Here is a 21,343-nt window from a genome sequence, read left to right as displayed (position 1 = left end):
TTGGGGGCTGCGGCAATCGGGAAAATCAGAGGAGACTTGGATGATGAAATCCTTTTTGGTAATCGGTCTGGGCCGGTTTGGATCGGCTGTAGCGCGGGAACTGGCCTCGCTTGGGCAGGAGGTCCTTGTGCTGGATGAGGATGAGGAAAACGTGCAGCATATCGCGGATGATGTGACACAGGCCATCCGCGGTGACGCGCAGGACGAAGCCGTGCTGCGTTCGGTTGGCGCGCGTAATTTTGATTGCTGCATCGTTGCGGTCGGTGCGGATATGGAAGCGAGTATTCTGATCACGGTGATGCTCAAGGAGATGGGCGCAAAATATGTCGTAGCCAAGGCGCAAAGTCCGGTGCATGCCCGTGTACTGGAGCGTGTGGGCGCGGATCGCGTGGTGCTGCCGGAGAGTGAAATGGGGCAGCGGCTGGCGCAGCGTCTGGTGCGCACCAATGTGGTCGATTATATTGGTGTGTCGGAGGAATTTTCCATTTTGGAAATCCATCCGCCGAAAAACTGGATTGGCCGTTCGCTTGGTCAGTTGGGAGTGCGTGCGCGCTATCAGGTGAATGTATTGGCAATTCGCCACGGCGAGGGCGGAAAGGTAGATGTTACGCCGCAGGCAAATCAAGTGATCGGGGCGGATGATTTACTCATCGTGATTGGCACGAACGAAAACGTAGATAAGCTGGTGGAACAGCATTGATTACGATTGAAAGCCGTCAAAACAGCGCGCTGCGGCATCTGGCGCGGCTGGGACGGGAGCGGAAGTACCGCCGCAGCACAGGGGAAATGCTGTGCGAGGGCGAAAAGATGCTGGAGGAGGCGCTGCGTTCAGGGGCGCAGCCCGGCGTGCTGCTGGTGCGCGAACGGGCGAAGGGCAGGCTGCCGGACGGCCTGCTGGATCGTGCCGCGCAGGCGGGCGCCGCACTTTATTGCGCGCCGGACACATTGTTTGAGCATGCCAGCGAGGTGGAAACACCGCAAAACGTGATTTTCTCCTGCAAGCAGCCGCGTTGGACGGCGGATGCGCTGGACGGCAAAGCACAGGTGCTTTTGCTGGACGGTTTGCAGGACCCGGGCAACCTTGGCACGATTTTACGCACCGCAGAAGCATTTGCACTCGGTGCCGTTGTATTGTGCGAGGGCTGCGCCGATCCGTTTTCCCCCAAGGTCGTGCGCTCGACTATGGGGGCCGTGTTTCGCCTGCCGTGCGTGCAGCTGCCGCTTCAGGAGGCCGTGGAGCGACTGCGTGCGCAAGGCTTGGCGGTTTATGCGACTGCGCTGCATGCGGACAGCGAACCGTTGGACACAGTGCCGTTGGGGCGTGCCGCGGTTATCATCGGCAGCGAAGGGCGCGGCGTGACACCGCAGGCGCTCGCGCTCAGCAACCGGCGTGTGATTATCCCAATGCACGGGCGTGCCGAGTCGCTCAATGCAGGCGTTGCCGCGGCTATCGTGATTTATGAAATGACAAAATAAGGAGGCGTGCGGTATGTCCTCAAGGTTGAGTTATGTATGGCTTGCCACCCGGCGAGGATTGGGAGCGGGTGCGGCAGTGGGCTTGCTGCGCGCGTTTGGTTCGCCCGAAGCGGTGTTTGCGGCCGATCGCACATCGCTGACTACAGCGCGGGACTGTCCGCTGCGCAAGGTGCAGGTGGACGCGCTGTGCGATAAAAATACCGACGAAGCCGAGCGTATTTTAGCCCAGTGCGCGGGAGACGGTATTCAGATTATCACGCTCGGCGACAGCGCCTATCCCGATAGGCTTCGCGCAATCGAGAACCCGCCGGTCGTACTGTATGTGCGCGGTAAGTGGCCGGATTTTGACGTCATGCCCGGCATTGCCGTTGTCGGCACGCGCGAGGCCACGCCTTACGGCCTGCAAACCGCGGAGCACATCGGCAGCGCCCTGGGGCGGGCCGGTTTTATCACGGTCAGCGGCATGGCGCTGGGCAATGACGGTGCGGCGCATCGCGGCGCGCTGCGGGCCGGCGGACTGACGGTCGCTGTACTGGCGGGAGGCGTGGATGTGTGTTATCCGCCGCAGCACCGTGGACTGATGGGCGATATCCTGCTCTCGGGTGCAATCGTCAGTGAATATCCACCCGGTACTGAGCCACGCGGTGAGCATTATCATGCCCGCAACCGCATCATCAGCGGCCTTTCGGTCGCAGCGGTTATTGTGGAAGCGCCGGGCTATCGATCAGGCGCACTCATCACCGCGCGGGCCGCGCTCGATCAGGGGCGCGATGTGTATGCCGTCCCCGGCGCGCTGGATGCGCCACAGTCAGCGGCCTGCAATGCGTTGATTGAAAAGGGCGAAGCGGCATTGCTGCGCAGCCCGGAGGCACTTGTGCGGACGTACAGTGGACTGCTGCCTGCGCGCTCCGGAGAGCATCGTGCGCCGCATTTTGTGAAAACACCGCAAAAAACCCATGCAGCGCGTCAAACGCCCCGAAAGACGGAAAAACCTGCACCGCCGCCGCCCAGTGTGATGGCAGACAGCCTGAGCGGTGATGAGCGCCGTATCGTGGAGCTTGTGCAGCAGGGCGTGGGCACGCCGGAGGATTTGATCGAGCGCTGCGGCCTGCCCGCGCCGCGTGTTATGAGCCTTATCACCATGCTTGAGATGGATGGTATTCTGCGCCGCGAAAAGGGCAGACTGGTGATAGGCTGTCAGTAAATGAACCTCGGCTGCTGCTATGTGCGTCGGCCGAAAACGGAGGAAAAACATGTCGAAATTAGTCATCGTGGAGTCGCCCGCCAAGGCAAAAACCATTGGCAAATATCTGGGGTCGGGCTATGTGGTCAAGGCTTCGATGGGGCATCTGCGCGATTTGCCAAAGAAAAAAATGAGCGTCGATATCGAGCACGATTTTAAACCGGAATATGTGCCGATCGAGGGAAAAGATAAAATCATCAAGGAAATTCGCAGCGAAATCCGCAAGAGCGATTTCGTGTATCTCGCAACCGACCCTGATCGCGAGGGAGAGGCCATTTCCTGGCATATCAAAGAGCTATTCAAGCTGAAGGACAAGGATTCTAAGCGCGTGACCTTCAATGAGATCACCAAGCCTGCGGTCAAATATGGTATCGAGCATCCGCGCGATATTGATATTGATTTGGTCAACGCACAGCAGGCGCGTCGTATTCTCGACCGTATTGTAGGCTATGAGCTGTCACCCTTTCTGTGGCGCAAGGTCAAGCGTGGACTGAGTGCAGGCCGCGTGCAGAGCGTTGCGACCCGTCTGGTTGTCGACCGCGAAAATGAGATTCGCGCCTTTGTGCCTGAGGAATACTGGACGATCGAGGCGCTGCTGCAAACCGAAGATGGCGGTCGGTTTACCGCACGCTATTATGGCGACGCATCGGGCAAGGTGGAGCTGAAAAACGAGGAGCAGACACAGGCGATTGTAGATGCCGTAAGCGGTAAACCGTTTACAGTAGGCGATATCAAGCGCGGTAAGAAAAAACGCACGCCTGCGCCGCCGTTTATCACGTCTACGTTGCAGCAGGAAGCCAGCCGCAAGCTCAATATGACCCCGCGCCGCACGATGAGCATTGCGCAGGAATTGTACGAAGGTATCGAATTGGGCGAGTACGGCCTGACCGGTCTGATCACTTACATGCGTACTGACTCGCTGCGTCTGTCGGACGAGGCCACGGCTGCCGCCGCAGGCTTTATTCGCGGCCGCTACGGTGAGGAGTACTATCCCGGCAAGCCGCGCGTATTTAAAACCAAGGGAAATGCGCAGGACGCGCATGAAGCGATTCGTCCATCGGACGTCAAGCTCTTGCCGGATGAAATTCGTCAGTATCTGACGCCCGATCAGTATAAGCTGTATAGGCTCATCTGGTCGCGCTTTGTTGCGTGTCAGATGGCGGACGCGCTGCTGGATACCGTCTCGGCGGATATCGTATGCGAGGGACAGGTGTTCCGCGCATCCGGCCACACGGTCGCATTCCCGGGCTTTACGGCGGTTTATGAGGAAGGCACGGACGACGAGAAAAAAGGCGAGGCGGGCAAGCCGTTGCCGCGCTTTGCCGAGGGCGATATGCTCACGGTGCAAAAGCTTGATCCCGCGCAGCACTTCACGCAGCCGCCCGCGCGCTACACTGAGGCATCGCTCATCCGCGCGATGGAAGAGCGCGGCATCGGGCGTCCGTCGACCTATGCGCCGACGATATCGACCATTCTCGACCGTGACTATGTGACCAAGGAGAATCGCGCACTGCGTCCGACCCCGCTGGGTGAGGGCGTGACCGGCCTGCTGGTCGATGAGTTCAAGTCGGTGGCGGACTATGAGTTCACCGCCAATATGGAGGAGCAGCTTGACGAGGTGGAGGCGGGCAAACTGGACTACATCCAGCTGCTGCACAAATTTTACGACGGCTTTGAGAGTGCGCTCAAACAGGCGGAAGTGGATCTTGAGGGCAAGCGTATCAAGATTCAGGACGAGGTCACGGACGTCATTTGTGACAAGTGCGGACGCAATATGGTCATCAAGTCCGGTCGCTTCGGCAAGTTTCTTGCCTGCCCGGGCTTTCCGGAGTGCACCAACACCAAGCCCATCACCGAGGATACAGGCGCAGCCTGCCCGATGTGCGGCGCGAAGGTGGTCAAAAAGAAATCCGCGCGCGGCTATGTGTATTACAGCTGTGACACTTACCCCACCTGCCAGTTCATGACGTGGGATAAGCCGCTCAAGACCAAGTGTCCACAGTGCGATTCCTCGCTGTTCCGCCACACCGACCGCGATTCCAAGGAGGTCACGGACGTGTGCCTGCGCGAGGGCTGCGGCTATAAGGAGTTGGTCAAGGAGGGCGTATCGCCTGAGGAGGCCGAAAAGAACCGCCAGCGTCGTGAGGCGCGCGCTGCGAAAGCGGCGGAGCGCGCGGCAGCCAAGGCTGCGGCGGAAGCTGCGGGAGAAGCGGAGGAAAAGCCCAAAAAGGTGACGAAAAAAGCGACAGCCAACAAGTCGGCCGCAAAAAAGCAAGTGCCGTGGATGACCAAGACCACCAATCGCTTTAAAAAACTGAAAGATGAAGATGTGCAGGCGCTGACCAAAACGCAGCAGGGACAGTATGCCAAGGCGCTGGCGAAATATGAAGCCGAAAAGGCGGCGGAAAAGGCTGCAAAGGCGAAAAAGCCCGCCCGTAAGTCCGCGAAAGAAAAGGAGGCCGCGGATGAGTAATCAGGTAACGGTCATCGGCGCGGGGCTTGCGGGCTGCGAAGCGGCGTGGCAGCTCGCGCAGCGTGGCATTTCGGTGCGTCTGTGCGAAATGAAGCCGCAGCAGCACTCGCCTGCGCATCATTCGGATGATTTTGCGGAGCTGGTTTGCTCCAACTCACTGCGCTCGGATGAGCTTTCCAACGCGGCGGGGCTGCTGAAAGAAGAACTGCGCCGTCTGGATAGTCTGATTCTCGCTTGCGCGGACGAGAACCGTGTCGAGGCAGGCGGCGCGCTCGCGGTGGACCGCGAAGCGTTTGCGCATGCGGTGACGGACAAAATCAAACATCATCCCAATATTGAAATCGTATACGGAGAAGTGACTGACATTCCCGAGGGAAAGGTCATCGTCGCGTCCGGCCCGCTGACCTCGGATACGCTGTTCGACGCGATTCACCGCAAAGTCGGCGGCGAGTTCCTGCATTTCTACGACGCAGCCGCACCCATTGTCACGGCGGAGAGCATCGATATGGACTCCGCTTATATCGCCTCGCGCTATGGCAAGGGTACGGCGGACTACATTAACTGTCCGTTTTCCAAGGAGGAATACGATGCCTTCTGGGATGCGCTGACCACGGCGGAGGAGGCGCCCGTGCACGGCTTCGAGGATTCCAAAGTGTTCGAGGGCTGCATGCCCATTGAGGTCAACGCCCGCCGCGGGTACGACACCATGCGTTTCGGCATTTTAAAGCCTATTGGCCTGCCCGATCCCAAGACGGGCAAAGACCCATACGCGGTATTGCAGCTGCGGCGCGACAATGCGCAGGGTACGCTGTATAATCTGGTCGGCTGCCAGACGCACCTCAAATGGGGCGAGCAGAAGCGCGTGTTCTCCATGATTCCGGCGCTGCGGCATGCCGAGTTTGTGCGGTATGGCGTGATGCACCGCAACACGTTTTTGGATTCACCGCGTCTGCTGGACGCAACCTATGCACTCAAAGCCGACCCGCGTATCCGCTTTGCGGGACAGATGACCGGTGTGGAGGGCTATGTGGAGTCCACCTCGTCCGGCTGGGTCGCGGGGGTGGCAACCGCGCTTGAAATGCAGGACAAAACGATGCCTGCACTTGACCGACAGACCGCAACGGGCGCGCTTGCGCGCTATATTTCCGATCATACGGTGACGAAATTTCAGCCGATGAACATCAATTTTGGTATTCTCGACCCGCTGGGCCATAAAATCAAAGGCAAGCGGGAGAAAAATACAAAGATATCCGAGCGAGCGCTCGAAAAGATCGACAGCCTGAAAGGGGAGCTTTGATATGAGGATCATCGTGGATGCAATGGGCGGCGATAACGCGCCGGAGTCTGCCGTTATCGGCGGCGCGCTGGCAGCGAAGGAATACGGCGAACAAGTGATGCTGGTCGGTCAGCCGGATACAGTCGCGGAGATTCTCAAAAAGCGTGGCATGCAGGACATGAACAATCTGACCATCATGCCGGCCTCCGATCTGGTGGATATGCACGACGACCCGGCGACAGTTCTGCGCAAAAAGCCGGATTCCTCCATGGCGGTGGCGTTCAAGCTGCTCAAGGCAGGCGAGGGCGATGCGCTTGTTTCCGCAGGCAATACGGGTGCGCTGCTGACCGGCGCGACGCTGTATGGCGGCCGCATCAAGGGCATCCGTCGCGGTGCGCTGGCGCCGGTCATGCCGTGCAGCGGCGGACAGGTTATGCTGTGTGACGCGGGCGCAAATACCGAGTGTACGGCGGAAATGCTGCTGCAATTTGGCTTCCTTGGTTCGCTGTATGCGGAGAAGATTAACGGGGTGAAAAATCCGCGTGTCGGATTGGTCAACAACGGCACCGAGGATACCAAGGGCGACCCGTTGCGCAAGGAAGCCTATGCGCTGCTCAAAAAGGCGGGAGAAGAGGGCCGCTTAAACTTTGTCGGCAATGTCGAGGGCAGCATGGTGCCGCTCGGCGCGTGCGACGTGGCGGTATGCGATGGATTTACGGGCAACGTCATGCTTAAGACCATCGAGGGTGTGGCGCGCTTTATGGCCGGCCAGATCAAGGGGGTCTTTACGCGTAACACCGCCACCAAACTGGGGTATCTTGCCTGCAAAAAGGGAATGGACGAGTTCCGCGATCTGTTCAATCAGGATAAAATCGGCGGCGCGCCCTTCTTGGGTATCGCAAAGCCGGTCATCAAAGCGCATGGCTCATCCAATGAGATCGCTGTGATGAACGCGGTGCGGCAGGCGATTGCCTACACTAAGTCGGGGATGATTCACCAAGTCGAACAGAATATACAGTACATGACGGTGGAATAACAGCGGCAGATGCTGCGCCACCGTCCATGCCCGCGCCCTAAGGCGCATGCGGGAGGTGAAAATATGCTGAAGATAGAGTATCAATTTAAAAATGCCGCGCTGCTGGAAACTGCGATGACGCATACCTCGTATGCCAACGAGCATCGGGGTAACCACTTGCACCATAACGAACGGCTGGAATTTCTGGGCGACTCGGTGCTGGGCTTTGTCACGGCGGATTATTTGTTCACACATTATCCGGAACTGCCTGAGGGCGATTTGACCAAGCTGCGCGCGGCGGTCGTATGTGAGGGGGCGCTGTGCGAAATCGCGCACGAATTGGGGATTCCCGACGAAATCCGGCTGGGGCACGGCGAGGAGACCGGCGGCGGGCGCGAGCGGCCGAGTATTCTGGCCGACGCGACCGAGGCGCTGCTGGGCGCAATCTACCTCGATGGCGGCATCGAACCCGCGCGCGCCTTTGTACTGCGGTTTATCCCGCATAAGGTGGATGTTGCGATTGCGGGCGGTGCGTTTAAGGACTATAAGACCATGCTGCAGGAAATTGTGCAGAAAAACAAGCAGGAAACGCTGGAATACCGTCTGGCAGGGCAGTCGGGGCCGGATCATGACAAGCGCTTCACCATGGAGCTGCTGTTAAACTCCAATGTGTTTGCGTCCGGCACCGGACGAAGCAAGAAGGAAGCCGAGCAGATGGCCGCCAAGCAGGCGCTGGCCGCTATGGGCGTACAATGAGCATAAAAAAGACTTCGAAAGAAACGCTTTCGGAGTCTTTTGTCATATTTGGCGAGGCTTATGATGCACAGCGCGGGCAAGGTGTGAACAGGACGTAAATTCTGCTTTTCGCATTGAAAACCGGTGTGTCAAGTGGTAAAATAATACCATATATATCTTCGAGGTGTCACATGGTATTAAAGAGCCTGATTCTACAGGGCTTTAAGTCATTTCCGGATAAGACCGAGATTCAGTTTCTCGGCGGTATGACGGCGATTGTCGGGCCGAACGGCTCGGGAAAATCGAATATTTCGGATGCGATCCGCTGGGTGTTGGGCGAACAGTCCTCGCGCTCGCTGCGCGGTGCGAAAATGGAGGACGTTATCTTCGGCGGTACGGCCAAGCGTGGGCCGGTCGGCTTTGCCGAGGTCTCTTTGATTTTGGATAACTCTGCGGGCGTGTTCCGCTCGGAGTTTACCGAGATTATGGTTACTCGTCGTTACTACCGCTCCGGAGAGAGCGAATATTTTCTCAATAAAAAGCACTGCCGTCTGCGTGATATCCATGAGCTGTTCATGGATACCGGCCTTGGGCGTGACGGCTACTCCATCATCGGGCAGGGCCGTATCGACGAGATTTTGTCGCTCAAGAGCGAGGATCGACGTGAAATCTTTGAGGAAGCGGCCGGTATCACCAAGTTCCGCTATCGCAAGGAGGAGGCCGAACGCAAGCTCGCCGCCACCGAAGAAAACCTGACTCGTATCCGCGACCTGTACGATGAGTTGGAGCGGCAGATTGGTCCGCTGGAGAAGCAGGCGGATAAGGCAAAGCAATATTTGCTGCTGCGCGACGAGCTGCGTGTGCTGGAGATATCGCTCTGGCTGCTTTCGCTTGCGCGTATCAAGGCAGATGCGTCTAAGCTGGAGCAGGACACGGCAATCTGTTCCGGTCAGTTGACGCAGGCCAAGCAAGCGCAGGAGGCGCTGTATGCACAGTCCGAGCGGCTTTCCGAAGATATGCGAGAAATTGACAGAGAGGCTGACCGTCTGCGCCAGCAGCTGCGCGAAACCGAGCAGCGGGCGGCCGATCAGGCGAGTCGTGCGGCGGTATTACGTGCCAATATTCAGAACAACCGGGAAAATATCGACCGCGCACGGCGCGAAAGTCAGCAGCGCAGTGAGCAGGCGTATAATTTGGGCGCACAGTTGGCAGAACGGCGCGCACACATCGAGTTGCTCGATACCCGCCATGCCGGCCTGTCCGCTCAGCTTGCTGATTTGCAGAAGCAGACCGCTGTGCAGGACGCGAGTCGTGCGCAGGCAGAGCAGACCTTGCGGCAGGCGCAGCAAGTGCGTGATACCAGACAGAACGAGCTGCACGCGCTTGCGCTCGACCGCACGGCGGCGGAAACCAGCCTTGCCGGTATGGATGGTCGACGCGACACCATCACAGCCGACATTGAGGCTGCGGGCAAGCGGCTGGAACAGGAGAAACAGGAGCACAACGAGCTGGAGACGCGCATGCAGGCGTGCCTGGATACGCTTGCCGGTGCAAAAAATAAAGTGCAGGGTATCGCCCTCAAAGCGGACAGCCGACGCAAAAAGACTGAAGTTTTACAGGGTGAGTTAACGAAAGCACAGGCTGCGCTGACTGATGCCAAAAACCGCGTCAAGATGCTCAGCGATATGCAGCGGGACTACGAGGGTTTTTCGCGTTCGGTCAAGTCTATCATGCAGCAGGTCGAGCGCGGCGCCATGCGCGGCGTACACGGACCGGTATCTTCGCTCATTACGACCGATGACCGTTTTGTCACCGCGATTGATACGGCGCTTGGTGCGTCCGCATCTTCGATTGTGGTTGATACTTCGGCGGATGGCAAACGCTGCATTGAGTTCCTGCGGCGCACGGACGGCGGCCGCGCGACCTTTTTGCCGATTGATACGATTCGTCCGAATATGCTGCGTGAAAGCGGTTTAGAAGGCGAAAATGGCTGTTTTGGCACTGCTGACCGGCTGGTCACTTTTGATAAACGCTATACTGCTATCGTGCAGAACTTACTGGCACGCACGGTGGTTTCCGAAAATATGGATACCGCTCTTGCACTGGCGCGCGCATATGGGCACCGTTTCCGTATCGTTACACTGGACGGCCAGATTATACAGGCAGGCGGTGCGATGACGGGCGGTTCCGCCTCACGCGGCACAGGCGCGCTGGCCCGTGCGGGACGGCTCAAGGCCGCGCAGGAACAGGTTGGAAAGCTGGAAGCGGCACGGGCGCAGGCCGACCGCGCGTTCCATGAAGCCAAGGAAGAATATGCAGCGTTGGAGTATGACCTCAAAGCAATTGAGGCCGAGCGCATCCGTGCCGAACAGGATGAGGCCGGACTGCGCGCTTCTGTGTCGCAGCACGGTGTGCTGCTCGACAGTTTGCAGCATCAGTATGACAGTCTGGTGCTGGAGCGGGATAATCTTGCTCAGGCCAAGCAGCAGTATGAGGATGCTATCGCACAGTGTGACGAAAAGCAGGCGGGCGCGCAGAAGGCGCTGGACGAGGCCGAGAGACAGGTTGCGGATTGCCGCACGGCGCTCGAACGGCAGGGCACACAGGCTGCGGAAAACGCTTCTCGCATGACCGCAGTGCAAACCGAACTGGCGCAGAACCGTTCGGAGGCGGCCAGTGAAGCGCGTGCGCTGGTCGATTTGGAACAACTCAAGGCCGAATTGGATGCCGGCGTGACCGGCACAGCGGATACGATCGCGGGGTTTGAAGCGGAAATTGCTCGTTTGACAGATGAACTGACGCGGACTGAAGACGCCGGTAAGGAGACTGCTGCGGCCGAGGGACGGCTGCATGATACACTGAATGTAAAAATACAGCAGCGTGAGCGAGTAGAGGGCGACCGCGCTCGGATTGACCGCGAAACGCAAAGTAAAAACGAAGAAATTCTTGGTCTCGAGCGTGAATCTGCGCGGCTGGAAAACCGCGCGGGACAACTCAAAACCGAGGAAACGCAGATTTTGGATAAAATGTGGGAAAACTATGAGTTGACGCCCACGCCTGCGTCCGAGGTCGCACGTCCGCTAGAGGATGTGCCTGCCGCCAAAGAGCAGGCGCAGAGTATCCGCATGAAGATGCGTGCGCTCGGCAACGTCAATTTGGACGCGGTTGAGGAGTATCAACAGGCACTGGAACGCTATACCTTTATGGGAGAGCAGAAGGATGACTTGGAAAAAGCACAGCATGAGCTGTATAAGGTTATCGAACAGTTGACTGTCAGCATGAAGGAGATTTTTGCCTCTGAGTTTGCCAAGCTCAACGCTTATTTCGGCGAGACATTCCGCGAGATTTTCGGCGGCGGACATGCGGAATTGCAGCTGGCTGATACTTCGGATATTCTCAACTGTGGTATTGATATCCGTGTTTCTCCGCCGGGTAAGGCTGTCAAAACATTGACGCTGCTTTCGGGCGGCGAAAAGGCCTTTGTGGCGATTGCGCTGTATTTTGCAATCTTAAAGCTGCGGCCGACACCATTCTGCGTGCTCGACGAGATCGAAGCCGCGCTCGACGATGTAAACGTCGCGCGTTTTGCGCAGTATATCCGCCGATTGGCCAATGCGACGCAGTTTATCGTCATCACGCACCGCCGTGGTACGATGGAGGAGGCGGACATGCTCTATGGCGTGACCATGCAGGAGCAGGGCGTGTCTAAGATGCTGATGCTCAATCTCGCGGAGGCGGAAAAACAGCTGGGCAGCGCAATTCGATAACAGAGGGGAAACGAAAAGTGTTCATAGAGTCATTATTTGAGTTTCTGGGCGCTATTGGCACAATTTCATGGTTTGTTTGGCCGTTTACCTTTGTTTTTGGTTTGGTGGGAGCGGTGTTCTATCTGCACCCTACCGATGAGGAAGACGAGGCCGGACGGGATGGGCGAGAGCGCCGTGCGATAGGCAATGCGTTGATTGCCGGGGGATCGCTGCTTATGCTGTTCTGCACAGCACTGTACTATTTAGATGTCATGTAGGAGTTTTGTGTTTATGGGATTATTTGATAAGATTAAACAGGGCTTACAGAAAACAAGCGATGCGGTGAACCGTTCGCTGGACAATGTGTTTGCGGCATTTGTCAAAATTGATGCAGATTTACTGGAAGAGTTGGAAGAAGCGCTGATTTTGTCTGATGTAGGCGCGGAAACATCGATGAGAATCGTCTCAGAGGTGGAAAAACGTGCCAAACTCAAAAAGATCACGACCGCGCCCGAGCTGCGCGAGCTGCTTCGCGAGGTGCTGACCGACAATATGCTGGAAAACCAGCCGCTCGACGTGTCAGGTAAGCCTGCGGTTATTCTGGTAATTGGAGTCAACGGTGTGGGTAAAACCACGTCGATCGGCAAGCTGGCCGCCCGATATGTGAACGAGGGCAAGAAAGTGATGTTGTCCGCGGCGGATACCTTCCGTGCAGCGGCGGCTGACCAGCTCGAAATATGGGCCAAGCGCGCGGGAGCGGACATTGTGCGTCACGGCGAAGGGGCAGACCCCGCGGCGGTTGTGTTCGACTCGATAACGGCGGCAAAGGCGCGCGGCAGCGATGTCATCATTGTGGATACGGCGGGCCGCTTGCATAACAAGGCCAACCTGATGAACGAGCTTGCTAAAATAGATCGTGTCATCACGCGCGAGCTGCCGGATGCGTCGCGTGAGACGCTGCTGGTGCTGGACGCGACGACCGGACAGAATGCTGTGCATCAGGCCGAGGAATTCAACAAGGCTGCGCACCTGACCGGCATCGTGCTGACCAAGCTGGACGGCACGGCAAAAGGCGGCATCGTCATCGCCATTTCGGCGGGACTGGGTGTTCCGGTCAAGCTGGTCGGCGTGGGCGAGGGCATTGACGATTTGATTGATTTTGACCGCGCGGCATTTCTGGAAGCCATTCTGCCGCCTGTGGAAGGAGAAAACGCATAATGCAACGACCTGACGGAAGAACACCTGACGCGCTGCGGCCGGTGAAGATAACAAAAGATTATACGATGTATGCCGAAGGCTCGGTATTGGTTGAAATGGGCAATACCAAGGTGATTTGCACCGCTTCGGTGGAGGACAAGGTGCCGCCCTTTCTGGAGGGCAAGGGCCTTGGTTGGGTCACGGCGGAATACGCCATGCTTCCGCGCGCAACCAATACCCGTAAAAAGCGCGATATCAAAAGTCTCAAGCTGGATGGCCGCTCGAGCGAGATCCAGCGGCTGATCGGTCGCTCACTGCGTGCGGTGGTTGACCGCAAAGCGCTCGGTGAGCGACAGATTACGGTGGATTGCGATGTCATCCAGGCGGACGGCGGTACGCGCTGCGCGTCGATTACGGGCGGATTTGTCGCTCTGTGGCTGGCGTGCAAAAAGCTGATTGAGGAAGGCGTGATCGAGAAAATGCCGCTTACCGCGCAGGTTGCGGCAGTTTCGGTCGGTATTTTTGAAGATGAGGCCATCCTTGACCTCAATTATGCCGAGGACAGCCACGCAATCGTGGACTGCAATGTCGTCATGACCTCGTCGGGCGAGTTTATCGAGGTACAGGGAACGGGGGAAGGTCGTCCGTTTTCGGACGGAGAACTCCAAAAACTGCTTGCGCTGGGCAAAGAGGGGTGTCTGTGCCTCTGTAAAGAGCAGAGCCGCGTAATGGGGGAGAACTTATAATGCAATTTGTGCTTGCCTCCCACAATCAGAAAAAACTGAGAGAAATGGCGGAGATTTTGGGTGAACTCGGCATTGAAGTGTTGTCTTTACCCGAAAATGCACCTGAGCCGGAGGAAACCGGTTCATCCTTTGAGGAAAACGCCATCATCAAGGCAAAAAGCGCAGCAGATTTTACCGGATTGCCCGCTATTGCGGATGACAGCGGCCTGTGCGTGGACGCGCTGGACGGTGCCCCGGGCATCTATTCCGCGCGTTACTGTGAGGGAACCGATCAGGATAGAAATACGTTTTTATTAGAGAACATGCGGGACAAGGATAACCGCGCCTGCCGTTTTGTGTGTGCGATTGCGTGTATTCTGCCGGATGGGCAGGAGGTGACCGTGCGCGGTGAATGTGGAGGCCAACTGCTTCGCGAGAGCCGTGGCGTAGGCGGCTTTGGGTACGACCCGTTGTTCTTCGTGCCGGGATACGGCTGCACGTTCGGAGAACTGCCGGGTGAGGTCAAAAACCGGATTTCTCATCGCGGCCGCGCACTGCGCGCGCTTCAGGATGCGCTGAAAACCCGCATTTGAAACCAACAAGACAGGAGAATATTATTTATGCTGACAACCAAACAGCGCGCGCAGCTGCGTGCTTTGGCAAATCCTTTGGCTGATACGCTGATTATTGGCAAGGAAGGCGTGACCGACGCGGTCGAGCGTCAGCTCGACCAACTTCTGGAGGCACATGAACTGGTAAAGGGCAAGGTGCTCGAGAGCGCCATGCTTACCCCGCGTACCGTATCCGAGGCATTGTGTGAAGCGACCGGCGCCGAACAGGTGCAGTGCATCGGTTCTAAATTTATTGTGTACCGGCAGGCGCATGACAAGGATAAGCGAAAGATTGTGCTGGTCAAATGAGAACAGGTATTCTCGGCGGCACGTTCAATCCGCCGCATCTGGGCCACCTACACGCGGCGCAGATGGCACACGATGCGCTGGGCCTCGACCGGGTGCTGTTCATTCCAACGAATATTCCGCCGCACAAAGCGCTGCCCGAACACACAGCCACGGCAGCCGACCGCTGTGAGATGGTGCGCCTGCTGACCAAAGATACGCCGTGGGCACGGTTGGATACCATGGAAATCGATCGCGGTGGAGCAAGCTACACAGTCGATACGCTGCGCGCTCTGCATGCGCGGGGCGAGACCGATTTGTATTTGATTGTCGGAACGGACATGTTGCTGTCGTTTGACCGCATCTGGCGTGCGCCCGATGAAATCGTGCGCCTGTGTACACTGGCGGTTTGCGCCCGTACACAGGATGATTGGGCAAGGCTGCGCCGCAAGGCAGTGTTGCTGCGCCGCAGTATGCACGCGAATATCGAACTGGTGCAGGGCGCCAGTATTCCCATTTCATCGACCCAGCTGCGGCAGGGTGGTGCATTGCGCCGCTACACCGCGCCCGCGGTCGTGGATTATATCGAGCAAAATCACCTATACGGTTATTGATAACAAGCGATATAAAATCAGAAAGGCGGGGAAAAGTTATGTTGTGTAACGATGAAATGAGGCAAGGGATTCTGGCGCGACTGCACGGATACCGGTATGAGCATACGCTGGGATGTGAGCGGACTGCCAGAAAGCTGGCGGAGCGCTTTGGAGGCGATCCGGAAAAAGCTGGGGTGGCCGCTATCCTGCACGACATAACAAAGCATCTTTCTCCGCAGGAACAGTTGAATTTATGTAAGAAATACGGTATAATACCCTGTACCGTTGAAAAAAGCGAGCCGAAAATGCTGCACGGGAAAACGGCGGCGGCCATTGCGCGCGAGGAATACGGCATGCCCGAGGATATCTGCGACGCAATTGCCTGCCACACAACCGGAAAGCACGGCATGACAGTGCTGGATAAAATTCTTTATCTTGCTGATTACATCGAAGATACGCGCGATTTTCCAGGTGTGGAAAAGGCGCGTGAGCTGGCGCGGAAGAGCATTGACCGTGCATTGCTCTATTGTTATGACCAGACGCTGACCGAGTTGGTCGAGCGTGGCAAACTGATACACAGTGATACTATTGCAGCATATAACGATATGATTCAGCAGGGTATTCGCTGGCGTGACGAATAGCACAATACTGGAGGCAGGAATCGTTTGAAACTTTTCGGAGGCAGCGGAGGCCATAACGGCCGGACAAACCGCACGCAAAATCAAAGCGCGCCGCGGCAGGCCGCGGGAAAGACCAATCAAAAGCCGATACCCACGGCGCCGAGAGCATCACAGCCCACGGCTCAGCGAGCATCGCAGTCTGCACCGAAACCAACTGGTAAAAAAGGTGCGAAGGTTAAAAAAAAGCTGACAAAGGGCCAGAAGGTCAGGAGAATTATTATTGCTGTTGCGGTTGTTCTTGCACTTTTGTTCTGTGCAGCGGTTGCTGCGGTGGTTTTCATTCGTCCGCCGCAGGCCAATGACCCCACTATCAAGGATAAGGAGAACGGCGACAAAATCGATGTCAACAGTATGCTCAACTCGGGCACGCGCATTGACGATGTGTTTACCTTTGTGGTTGGCGCGGTGGACGAAGATCAAACCAGAACCGACGCACTGATGGTTGCTACGATGGATGTGAACAAAAAGACCATCAACGTGATGAATATTCCGCGTGATACCATGTGCAACAACGGCCAGAGCGAAGCATGGCGCAAGATCAATGCCGCTTACGGTATGAGCAAAGGCATTGAACAGACCAAAACCGAGATAGAACGCCTGATGGGCTTTAAGCCGGATAAATACGTCATCGTCAATTTTGACGGCATTGCGGCAATTGTAGATGCAATAGGCGGCATTGATTATGAAATCCCGTTCCGTATGCAGTATGACGATCCGTCGCAGAATCTGCATATTGATCTGTATGCGGGTATGCAGCATCTGGACGGTAAGCAGACAGTAGAATTTTTGCGTTGGCGTCACAACAACGACTATTCGGTGCAGTATCCCAACGGCGACGAAGGCCGCGTAGAAAATCAGCAGAAATTCCTGAAAACGCTTGCAGGTGAGGTGTTCCAACTCAAGAATATCACCAAGATTTCCTCGATTGCCGATGCGGTGTTCCAGAACGTCAAGACCGATCTGACCGCGGGTGAGCTGCTCTGGATGGGCATGCAGGCGTTGCAGATCAAAAACGAAAGCATTCAGTTCTTTACCCTGCCGGGTTACGGCCAGATGAGTACAGCGGGCACTTCGCTACGGCTGTCGTTCTTCTTCCCGTATTATCAGGAGACACTCGATCTGGTCAACAAGTATTTTAATCCATACGAAGAGCCGATTAAGACACTGGATATCGTTTCCGGGCCGGAAAGCTATTCGGGCGGCGGTGGTTATTATACGTCTGACCCGTCGGAAAATTATGTCTGGGGTGATACCTCGGACGAGGAGTACAATGATGATTCCGGTTCATCCGGCGGCAGCGAGACTTCGTCCGGCGATGGTTCAACCGGTAGTGGAGAAACCACAGGCGGCACAAACAATGGTGGAGAAACCACGGGCGGTGGCACGACCGGCGGTGGAGAAACCAGCGGCGGCACGACCGACGGCGGCAGTACAGGTGGCGGAGAAACGACCGGCGGCGGCACGACCGGCGGTGGCAGCACAGGTGGCGGAGAAACCACCGGCGGCGGCACGACCGATTCTGGCACAGGCGGCGGCAGCACGGGTGGCGGAGCGACCACAGGCGATGGCACAACCGGCGGTGGAGAAACCGGCGGTGGCACAACTGGCGGCGGCAGCACAGGTGGCGGAGAAGCCAGCGGCGGCGGCAGCACGGGTGGTAGAGAAACCACGGGCGGCGGCACGACTGATTCTGGCACAGGCGGCGGCGCTGCAATCGATCCGGAAGCATGACGATAAAGAAGGAGTTTGAAAATTGACTGCTAAAGATACTGTAAAAGCGATTTGCGAAGCACTTCTGGAGAAGAAAGCGCAGGAAATCGAAGTGCTGCAGGTGGAGCGCCTGACCGAGCTGACAGAATATTTCGTCATTTGTTCTGCCTCCTCGACCACGCAGGTTAAGGCGCTGGCCGATAACGTAGAGTGGCGTCTGAAATACGATCACGAAACGCTGGTGCATCACACCGAAGGCTATGAAACCGCGCAGTGGATGCTGCTCGATTACGGCTGTGTTGTGCTGCATGTGTTTATGCCGGAGGCCCGCAAGTTCTACAATCTGGAGAACCTGTGGAAAGACGGAACGCCGGTGGCGCTGTCCGAGCTTGGCATTGCAGAAAAATAAAACAGAATGCGGCGGATGCAGAAAGTGTGTCCGCCGCGTTACCGCGCCTAAAATAAACCATTCACTTTAGGGGGAAATACCGTTGAAGTACGATCACAAACTGGTTGAAAAAAAGTGGCAGGACATCTGGGATGAAGCACATTGCTTTGAAGCGGAAAACGGCAGCGATAAGGAAAAATTCTATGCGCTGGTCGAATTTCCGTATCCATCCGGTCAGGGCCTGCATGTAGGACATCCGCGTTCCTACACCGCGCTTGACATCGTTGCGCGTAAAAAGCGCATGCAGGGATACAATGTACTGTATCCGATGGGTTGGGACGCTTTTGGCCTGCCGACTGAGAATTTTGCGATTAAGAACCATATCCATCCGGCGGAAGTGACCAAGAAGAACGTCGCGCGTTTTAAGGGACAGCTTAAATCGCTCGGCCTGTCATTCGACTGGTCGCGTGAAATCAATACAACCGACCCGAACTACTATAAGTGGACGCAGTGGATCTTCTTGCAGCTGTTTAAGAAGGGCCTTGCCTATAAGAAGGAAATGAGCGTCAACTGGTGCACCTCCTGTAAGTGTGTGCTGGCAAATGAAGAGGTTGTCAACGGTGTCTGTGAGCGCTGCGGCAGCGAAGTCGTCCATAAAACCAAGAGCCAGTGGATGCTGGCTATCACCAAATATGCACAGCGGCTGATCGACGATTTGGATGAAGTAGATTTCATTGAGCGTGTCAAGGTACAGCAGAAGAACTGGATTGGTCGTTCAACCGGCGCTGAGGTTGATTTCAAGACCACAGAGGGCGATACCCTGACCGTTTATACCACCCGTCCGGACACGCTGTTTGGCGCCACCTATATGGTTATCTCACCCGAGCATCCGACGATAGAAAAGTGGGCGGACAAGCTCAAAAACATTGATGCGGTGCGTGGTTATCGTGAGGAAGCTGCGCGCAAGTCGGATTTTGAGCGTACTGAACTGAATAAGGACAAGACCGGCGTAAAGCTGGACGGCGTTGCCGCAATCAATCCGGTGAATGGCCGTGAGATTCCGATTTTCGTATCCGACTATGTCCTGATGGGCTATGGTACGGGCGCCATCATGGCGGTTCCGGCGCATGACGACCGTGACTGGGAGTTTGCCAAGAAGTTCGGCTGCGAAATCATCGAGGTCGTATCCGGCGGCGAGGATGTGCAGAAGGCCGCGTTCACCGCGAAAGATGAGACTGGTATTCTGGTAAACTCGGATTTTCTAAACGGTAAGACGGTGAAGGATGCTATTCCTGCGATGATCGCATGGCTGGAAGAGAAGGGCATCGGTCACGCCAAAGTGCAGTATAAGCTGCGTGACTGGGTATTTTCCCGTCAGCGCTACTGGGGCGAACCCATCCCGCTGGTTTACTGTGAGAAGTGCGGCTGGGTACCGGTTCCGGAGGAGCAGCTGCCGCTGACCTTGCCGGACGTGGAAAGCTATGAGCCGACCGAGAACGGCGAGTCGCCGCTTGCCAAGATGACTGACTGGGTCAATACCACCTGCCCGTGCTGCGGCGGTCCTGCCAAGCGCGAGACCGATACCATGCCGCAGTGGGCTGGTTCGTCGTGGTACTTCCTGCGCTATATGGACCCGCACAACGACAAAGCGCTTGCCTCCAAGGAGGCGCTGGAATACTGGTCGCCGGTCGACTGGTACAACGGTGGTATGGAGCACACCACACTCCACCTGCTGTACAGCCGCTTCTGGCACAAGTTCCTGTATGATATCGGCGTTGTACCGACCAAGGAACCGTACGCCAAGCGCACAAGCCATGGTATGATTCTGGGTGAGAACGGCGAAAAGATGTCCAAGAGCCGCGGCAATGTGGTCAACCCGGATGAGATTGTGGATACCTATGGCGCGGATACCATGCGTCTGTACGAAATGTTTATCGGCGACTTTGAGAAGGCCGCGCCGTGGAGTCCAAAGTCCATCAAGGGTTGCCGCCGCTTCCTCGAGCGCGTCTGGGGTCTGGCCGAAAAGGTGCAGGAGGGTGACGCATACTCCAAGCAGCACGAGGTGCTCATGCACCGTACGATCAAGAAGGTCGGCGAGGACGCGGACAACCTCAAGGCCAATACCGCAATTGCTGCGCTCATGACCATGCTTAATGAGTTCTACGACAAGGGCGTCAATAAGGCCGAGTATATGACCTTCCTGACCTTGCTCAATCCGTTTGCTCCGCATATCACCGAAGAGCTGTGGCAGCAGATGGGCGGCGAGGGCTTGTTGTCTGTTGCACCCTGGCCGGTTTATGAAGAGGCCAAGACGGTTGAGGATACGGTTGAAATGGCGGTACAGGTCAACGGCAAGCTCAAGTGCACGATTAAGCTGGCTGCGGACTGCGACAAGCAGGTGGCAATCGACGCTGCATTGGCAGAGGAGAAGGTCCAGAACGCGATTGCCGGCAAGGAAATGGTCAAGCAGATTGTCGTACCTGGTAAAATTGTCAATCTGGTCGTTCGTTAAACTTTGTTGTTGACACGGACGGTAAAAACAGATATAATATTCTTACGGTTTTGTGTGCCGTTGCATGCAGGGCTGTGCATAGCGTTCCTCCAGAGTGGAACGCGCGGAGGGAGGGAAAACTGTGTCGGAGATCCGCATCAAGGAAAATGAATCTATTGACAGCGCGCTGCGCCGTTTCAAGCGTTCGTGCGCCAAGGCGGGTACGCTTTCCGAGCTCCGCAAGCGTGAGCATTATGAAAGCCCGAGCGTCAAGCGCCGCAAGAAATCTGAGGCTGCGCGCGCCAAGAAGAAAAAGTTTCGCTAATTGAGTAGAAAAGAACAGATGCTTTTGCATCTGTTCTTTTTTCGTTTGGAATAAGATAAATTGGATGATAAGGCAGTGTTTACACTTCCTTCAAATTTTCTACAAACTTTAGACATATGGATACGGTATAGTATAACCACAGCAAGGGAACACCCCTTTTGACATAAACTTCTTCATGGGAAGACGATAAAAAATCTGTTCGGCCCTGTGGGACGGAATACCGCGCAGGCTCCCGGACAGTCCAAAGACAAGAGGCTCAACCGCCCATTATTATAGAAAGCACGCGCTGCATTTCGCAGCGCGCGCTTTTTTGTGCAGAAAAACAGACTTTGCATATGCAAATCGGAAAAAGATTGAAAAATGCGAGAAAACGG

The 21,343-nt window shown here is 56.4% G+C and carries 19 protein-coding genes; all 19 read left to right on the top strand.

All coding sequences use genetic code 11. The features are described from left to right. Positions 1-40 precede the first annotated feature (40 nt). The 19 genes from ACTQ3V_RS07550 (at position 41) to rpsU (ending at position 20,969) form a co-directional block, all read left to right on the top strand. Positions 41-700, top strand: a complete 660-nt coding sequence (locus ACTQ3V_RS07550; RefSeq protein WP_441466985.1) for a potassium channel family protein — start codon at positions 41-43, stop codon at positions 698-700. After that, positions 697-1,476, top strand: a complete 780-nt coding sequence (locus ACTQ3V_RS07545) for a TrmH family RNA methyltransferase (RefSeq protein ID WP_441466984.1) — start codon at positions 697-699, stop codon at positions 1,474-1,476. The genes ACTQ3V_RS07550 and ACTQ3V_RS07545 overlap by 4 nt, the downstream gene beginning before the upstream one ends. A gap of 13 nt (positions 1,477-1,489) precedes the next feature. Next, positions 1,490-2,680: a DNA-processing protein DprA gene (gene dprA / locus ACTQ3V_RS07540; protein WP_441466983.1), complete on the top strand. Its 1,191-nt coding sequence runs from the start codon at positions 1,490-1,492 to the stop codon at positions 2,678-2,680. A gap of 49 nt (positions 2,681-2,729) precedes the next feature. Then, on the top strand, positions 2,730-5,192 hold the full coding sequence (topA, locus tag ACTQ3V_RS07535; protein WP_441466982.1) for a type I DNA topoisomerase: 2,463 nt from the start codon (positions 2,730-2,732) through the stop codon (positions 5,190-5,192). Further along, positions 5,185-6,489, top strand: a complete 1,305-nt coding sequence (trmFO, locus tag ACTQ3V_RS07530) for a methylenetetrahydrofolate--tRNA-(uracil(54)-C(5))-methyltransferase (FADH(2)-oxidizing) TrmFO (protein WP_441466981.1) — start codon at positions 5,185-5,187, stop codon at positions 6,487-6,489. The genes topA and trmFO overlap by 8 nt, the downstream gene beginning before the upstream one ends. A 1-nt stretch (position 6,490) precedes the next feature. Next, positions 6,491-7,504, top strand: a complete 1,014-nt coding sequence (plsX, locus tag ACTQ3V_RS07525) for a phosphate acyltransferase PlsX (protein WP_441466980.1) — start codon at positions 6,491-6,493, stop codon at positions 7,502-7,504. Positions 7,505-7,567: 63 nt separating this feature from the next. Then, entirely contained in the window at positions 7,568-8,239 is a 672-nt protein-coding gene (gene rnc / locus ACTQ3V_RS07520) for a ribonuclease III (RefSeq protein WP_441466979.1), read from the top strand. 170 nt (positions 8,240-8,409) lie between these two features. After that, a complete protein-coding gene (smc, locus tag ACTQ3V_RS07515; protein WP_441466978.1) occupies positions 8,410-11,985 on the top strand; it encodes a chromosome segregation protein SMC in 3,576 nt (1,191 codons plus the stop codon). A gap of 17 nt (positions 11,986-12,002) precedes the next feature. Next, positions 12,003-12,242 (top strand): hypothetical protein, encoded by a 240-nt coding sequence (locus ACTQ3V_RS07510; RefSeq protein WP_441466977.1) that lies wholly within the window; start codon positions 12,003-12,005, stop codon positions 12,240-12,242. A 13-nt stretch (positions 12,243-12,255) separates the two neighbouring features. Next, positions 12,256-13,182: a signal recognition particle-docking protein FtsY gene (gene ftsY / locus ACTQ3V_RS07505; protein WP_441466976.1), complete on the top strand. Its 927-nt coding sequence runs from the start codon at positions 12,256-12,258 to the stop codon at positions 13,180-13,182. Then, positions 13,182-13,907 carry a ribonuclease PH gene (gene rph / locus ACTQ3V_RS07500; protein ID WP_441466975.1) on the top strand — a complete coding sequence of 242 codons (726 nt, stop codon included), beginning with the start codon at positions 13,182-13,184 and terminating at the stop codon, positions 13,905-13,907. The genes ftsY and rph overlap by 1 nt, the downstream gene beginning before the upstream one ends. After that, a complete protein-coding gene (rdgB, locus tag ACTQ3V_RS07495; RefSeq protein ID WP_441466974.1) occupies positions 13,907-14,479 on the top strand; it encodes an RdgB/HAM1 family non-canonical purine NTP pyrophosphatase in 573 nt (190 codons plus the stop codon). Before rph ends, rdgB begins: the two co-directional genes overlap by 1 nt. 27 nt (positions 14,480-14,506) lie before the next feature. Next, positions 14,507-14,806: a YhbY family RNA-binding protein gene (locus ACTQ3V_RS07490; RefSeq protein ID WP_441466973.1), complete on the top strand. Its 300-nt coding sequence runs from the start codon at positions 14,507-14,509 to the stop codon at positions 14,804-14,806. Then, entirely contained in the window at positions 14,803-15,396 is a 594-nt protein-coding gene (nadD, locus tag ACTQ3V_RS07485; RefSeq protein WP_441466972.1) for a nicotinate (nicotinamide) nucleotide adenylyltransferase, read from the top strand. The genes ACTQ3V_RS07490 and nadD overlap by 4 nt, the downstream gene beginning before the upstream one ends. 38 nt (positions 15,397-15,434) lie before the next feature. Further along, a complete protein-coding gene (yqeK, locus tag ACTQ3V_RS07480) occupies positions 15,435-16,016 on the top strand; it encodes a bis(5'-nucleosyl)-tetraphosphatase (symmetrical) YqeK (protein WP_441466971.1) in 582 nt (193 codons plus the stop codon). A gap of 24 nt (positions 16,017-16,040) precedes the next feature. Next, the gene (locus tag ACTQ3V_RS07475; RefSeq protein ID WP_441466970.1) at positions 16,041-17,786 is read left to right on the top strand and encodes an LCP family protein; all 1,746 of its coding nucleotides are present in this window, start codon (positions 16,041-16,043) and stop codon (positions 17,784-17,786) included. A 22-nt stretch (positions 17,787-17,808) separates the two neighbouring features. Continuing rightward, entirely contained in the window at positions 17,809-18,174 is a 366-nt protein-coding gene (gene rsfS / locus ACTQ3V_RS07470; RefSeq protein ID WP_441466969.1) for a ribosome silencing factor, read from the top strand. Positions 18,175-18,256: 82 nt separating this feature from the next. Then, positions 18,257-20,665, top strand: a complete 2,409-nt coding sequence (gene leuS / locus ACTQ3V_RS07465) for a leucine--tRNA ligase (protein WP_441466968.1) — start codon at positions 18,257-18,259, stop codon at positions 20,663-20,665. 121 nt (positions 20,666-20,786) lie between these two features. Beyond that, positions 20,787-20,969 (top strand): 30S ribosomal protein S21, encoded by a 183-nt coding sequence (gene rpsU, locus ACTQ3V_RS07460; RefSeq protein WP_031472056.1) that lies wholly within the window; start codon positions 20,787-20,789, stop codon positions 20,967-20,969. Positions 20,970-21,343: the final 374 nt, after the last annotated feature.

The sequence above is a fragment of the Candidatus Agathobaculum pullicola genome (genome assembly GCF_052117205.1).
Lineage (GTDB): Bacteria > Bacillota > Clostridia > Oscillospirales > Butyricicoccaceae > Agathobaculum > Agathobaculum pullicola.
Note: the sequence above shows the minus strand (reverse complement) of the source record. Positions and strands in the feature narration are given on the sequence as shown.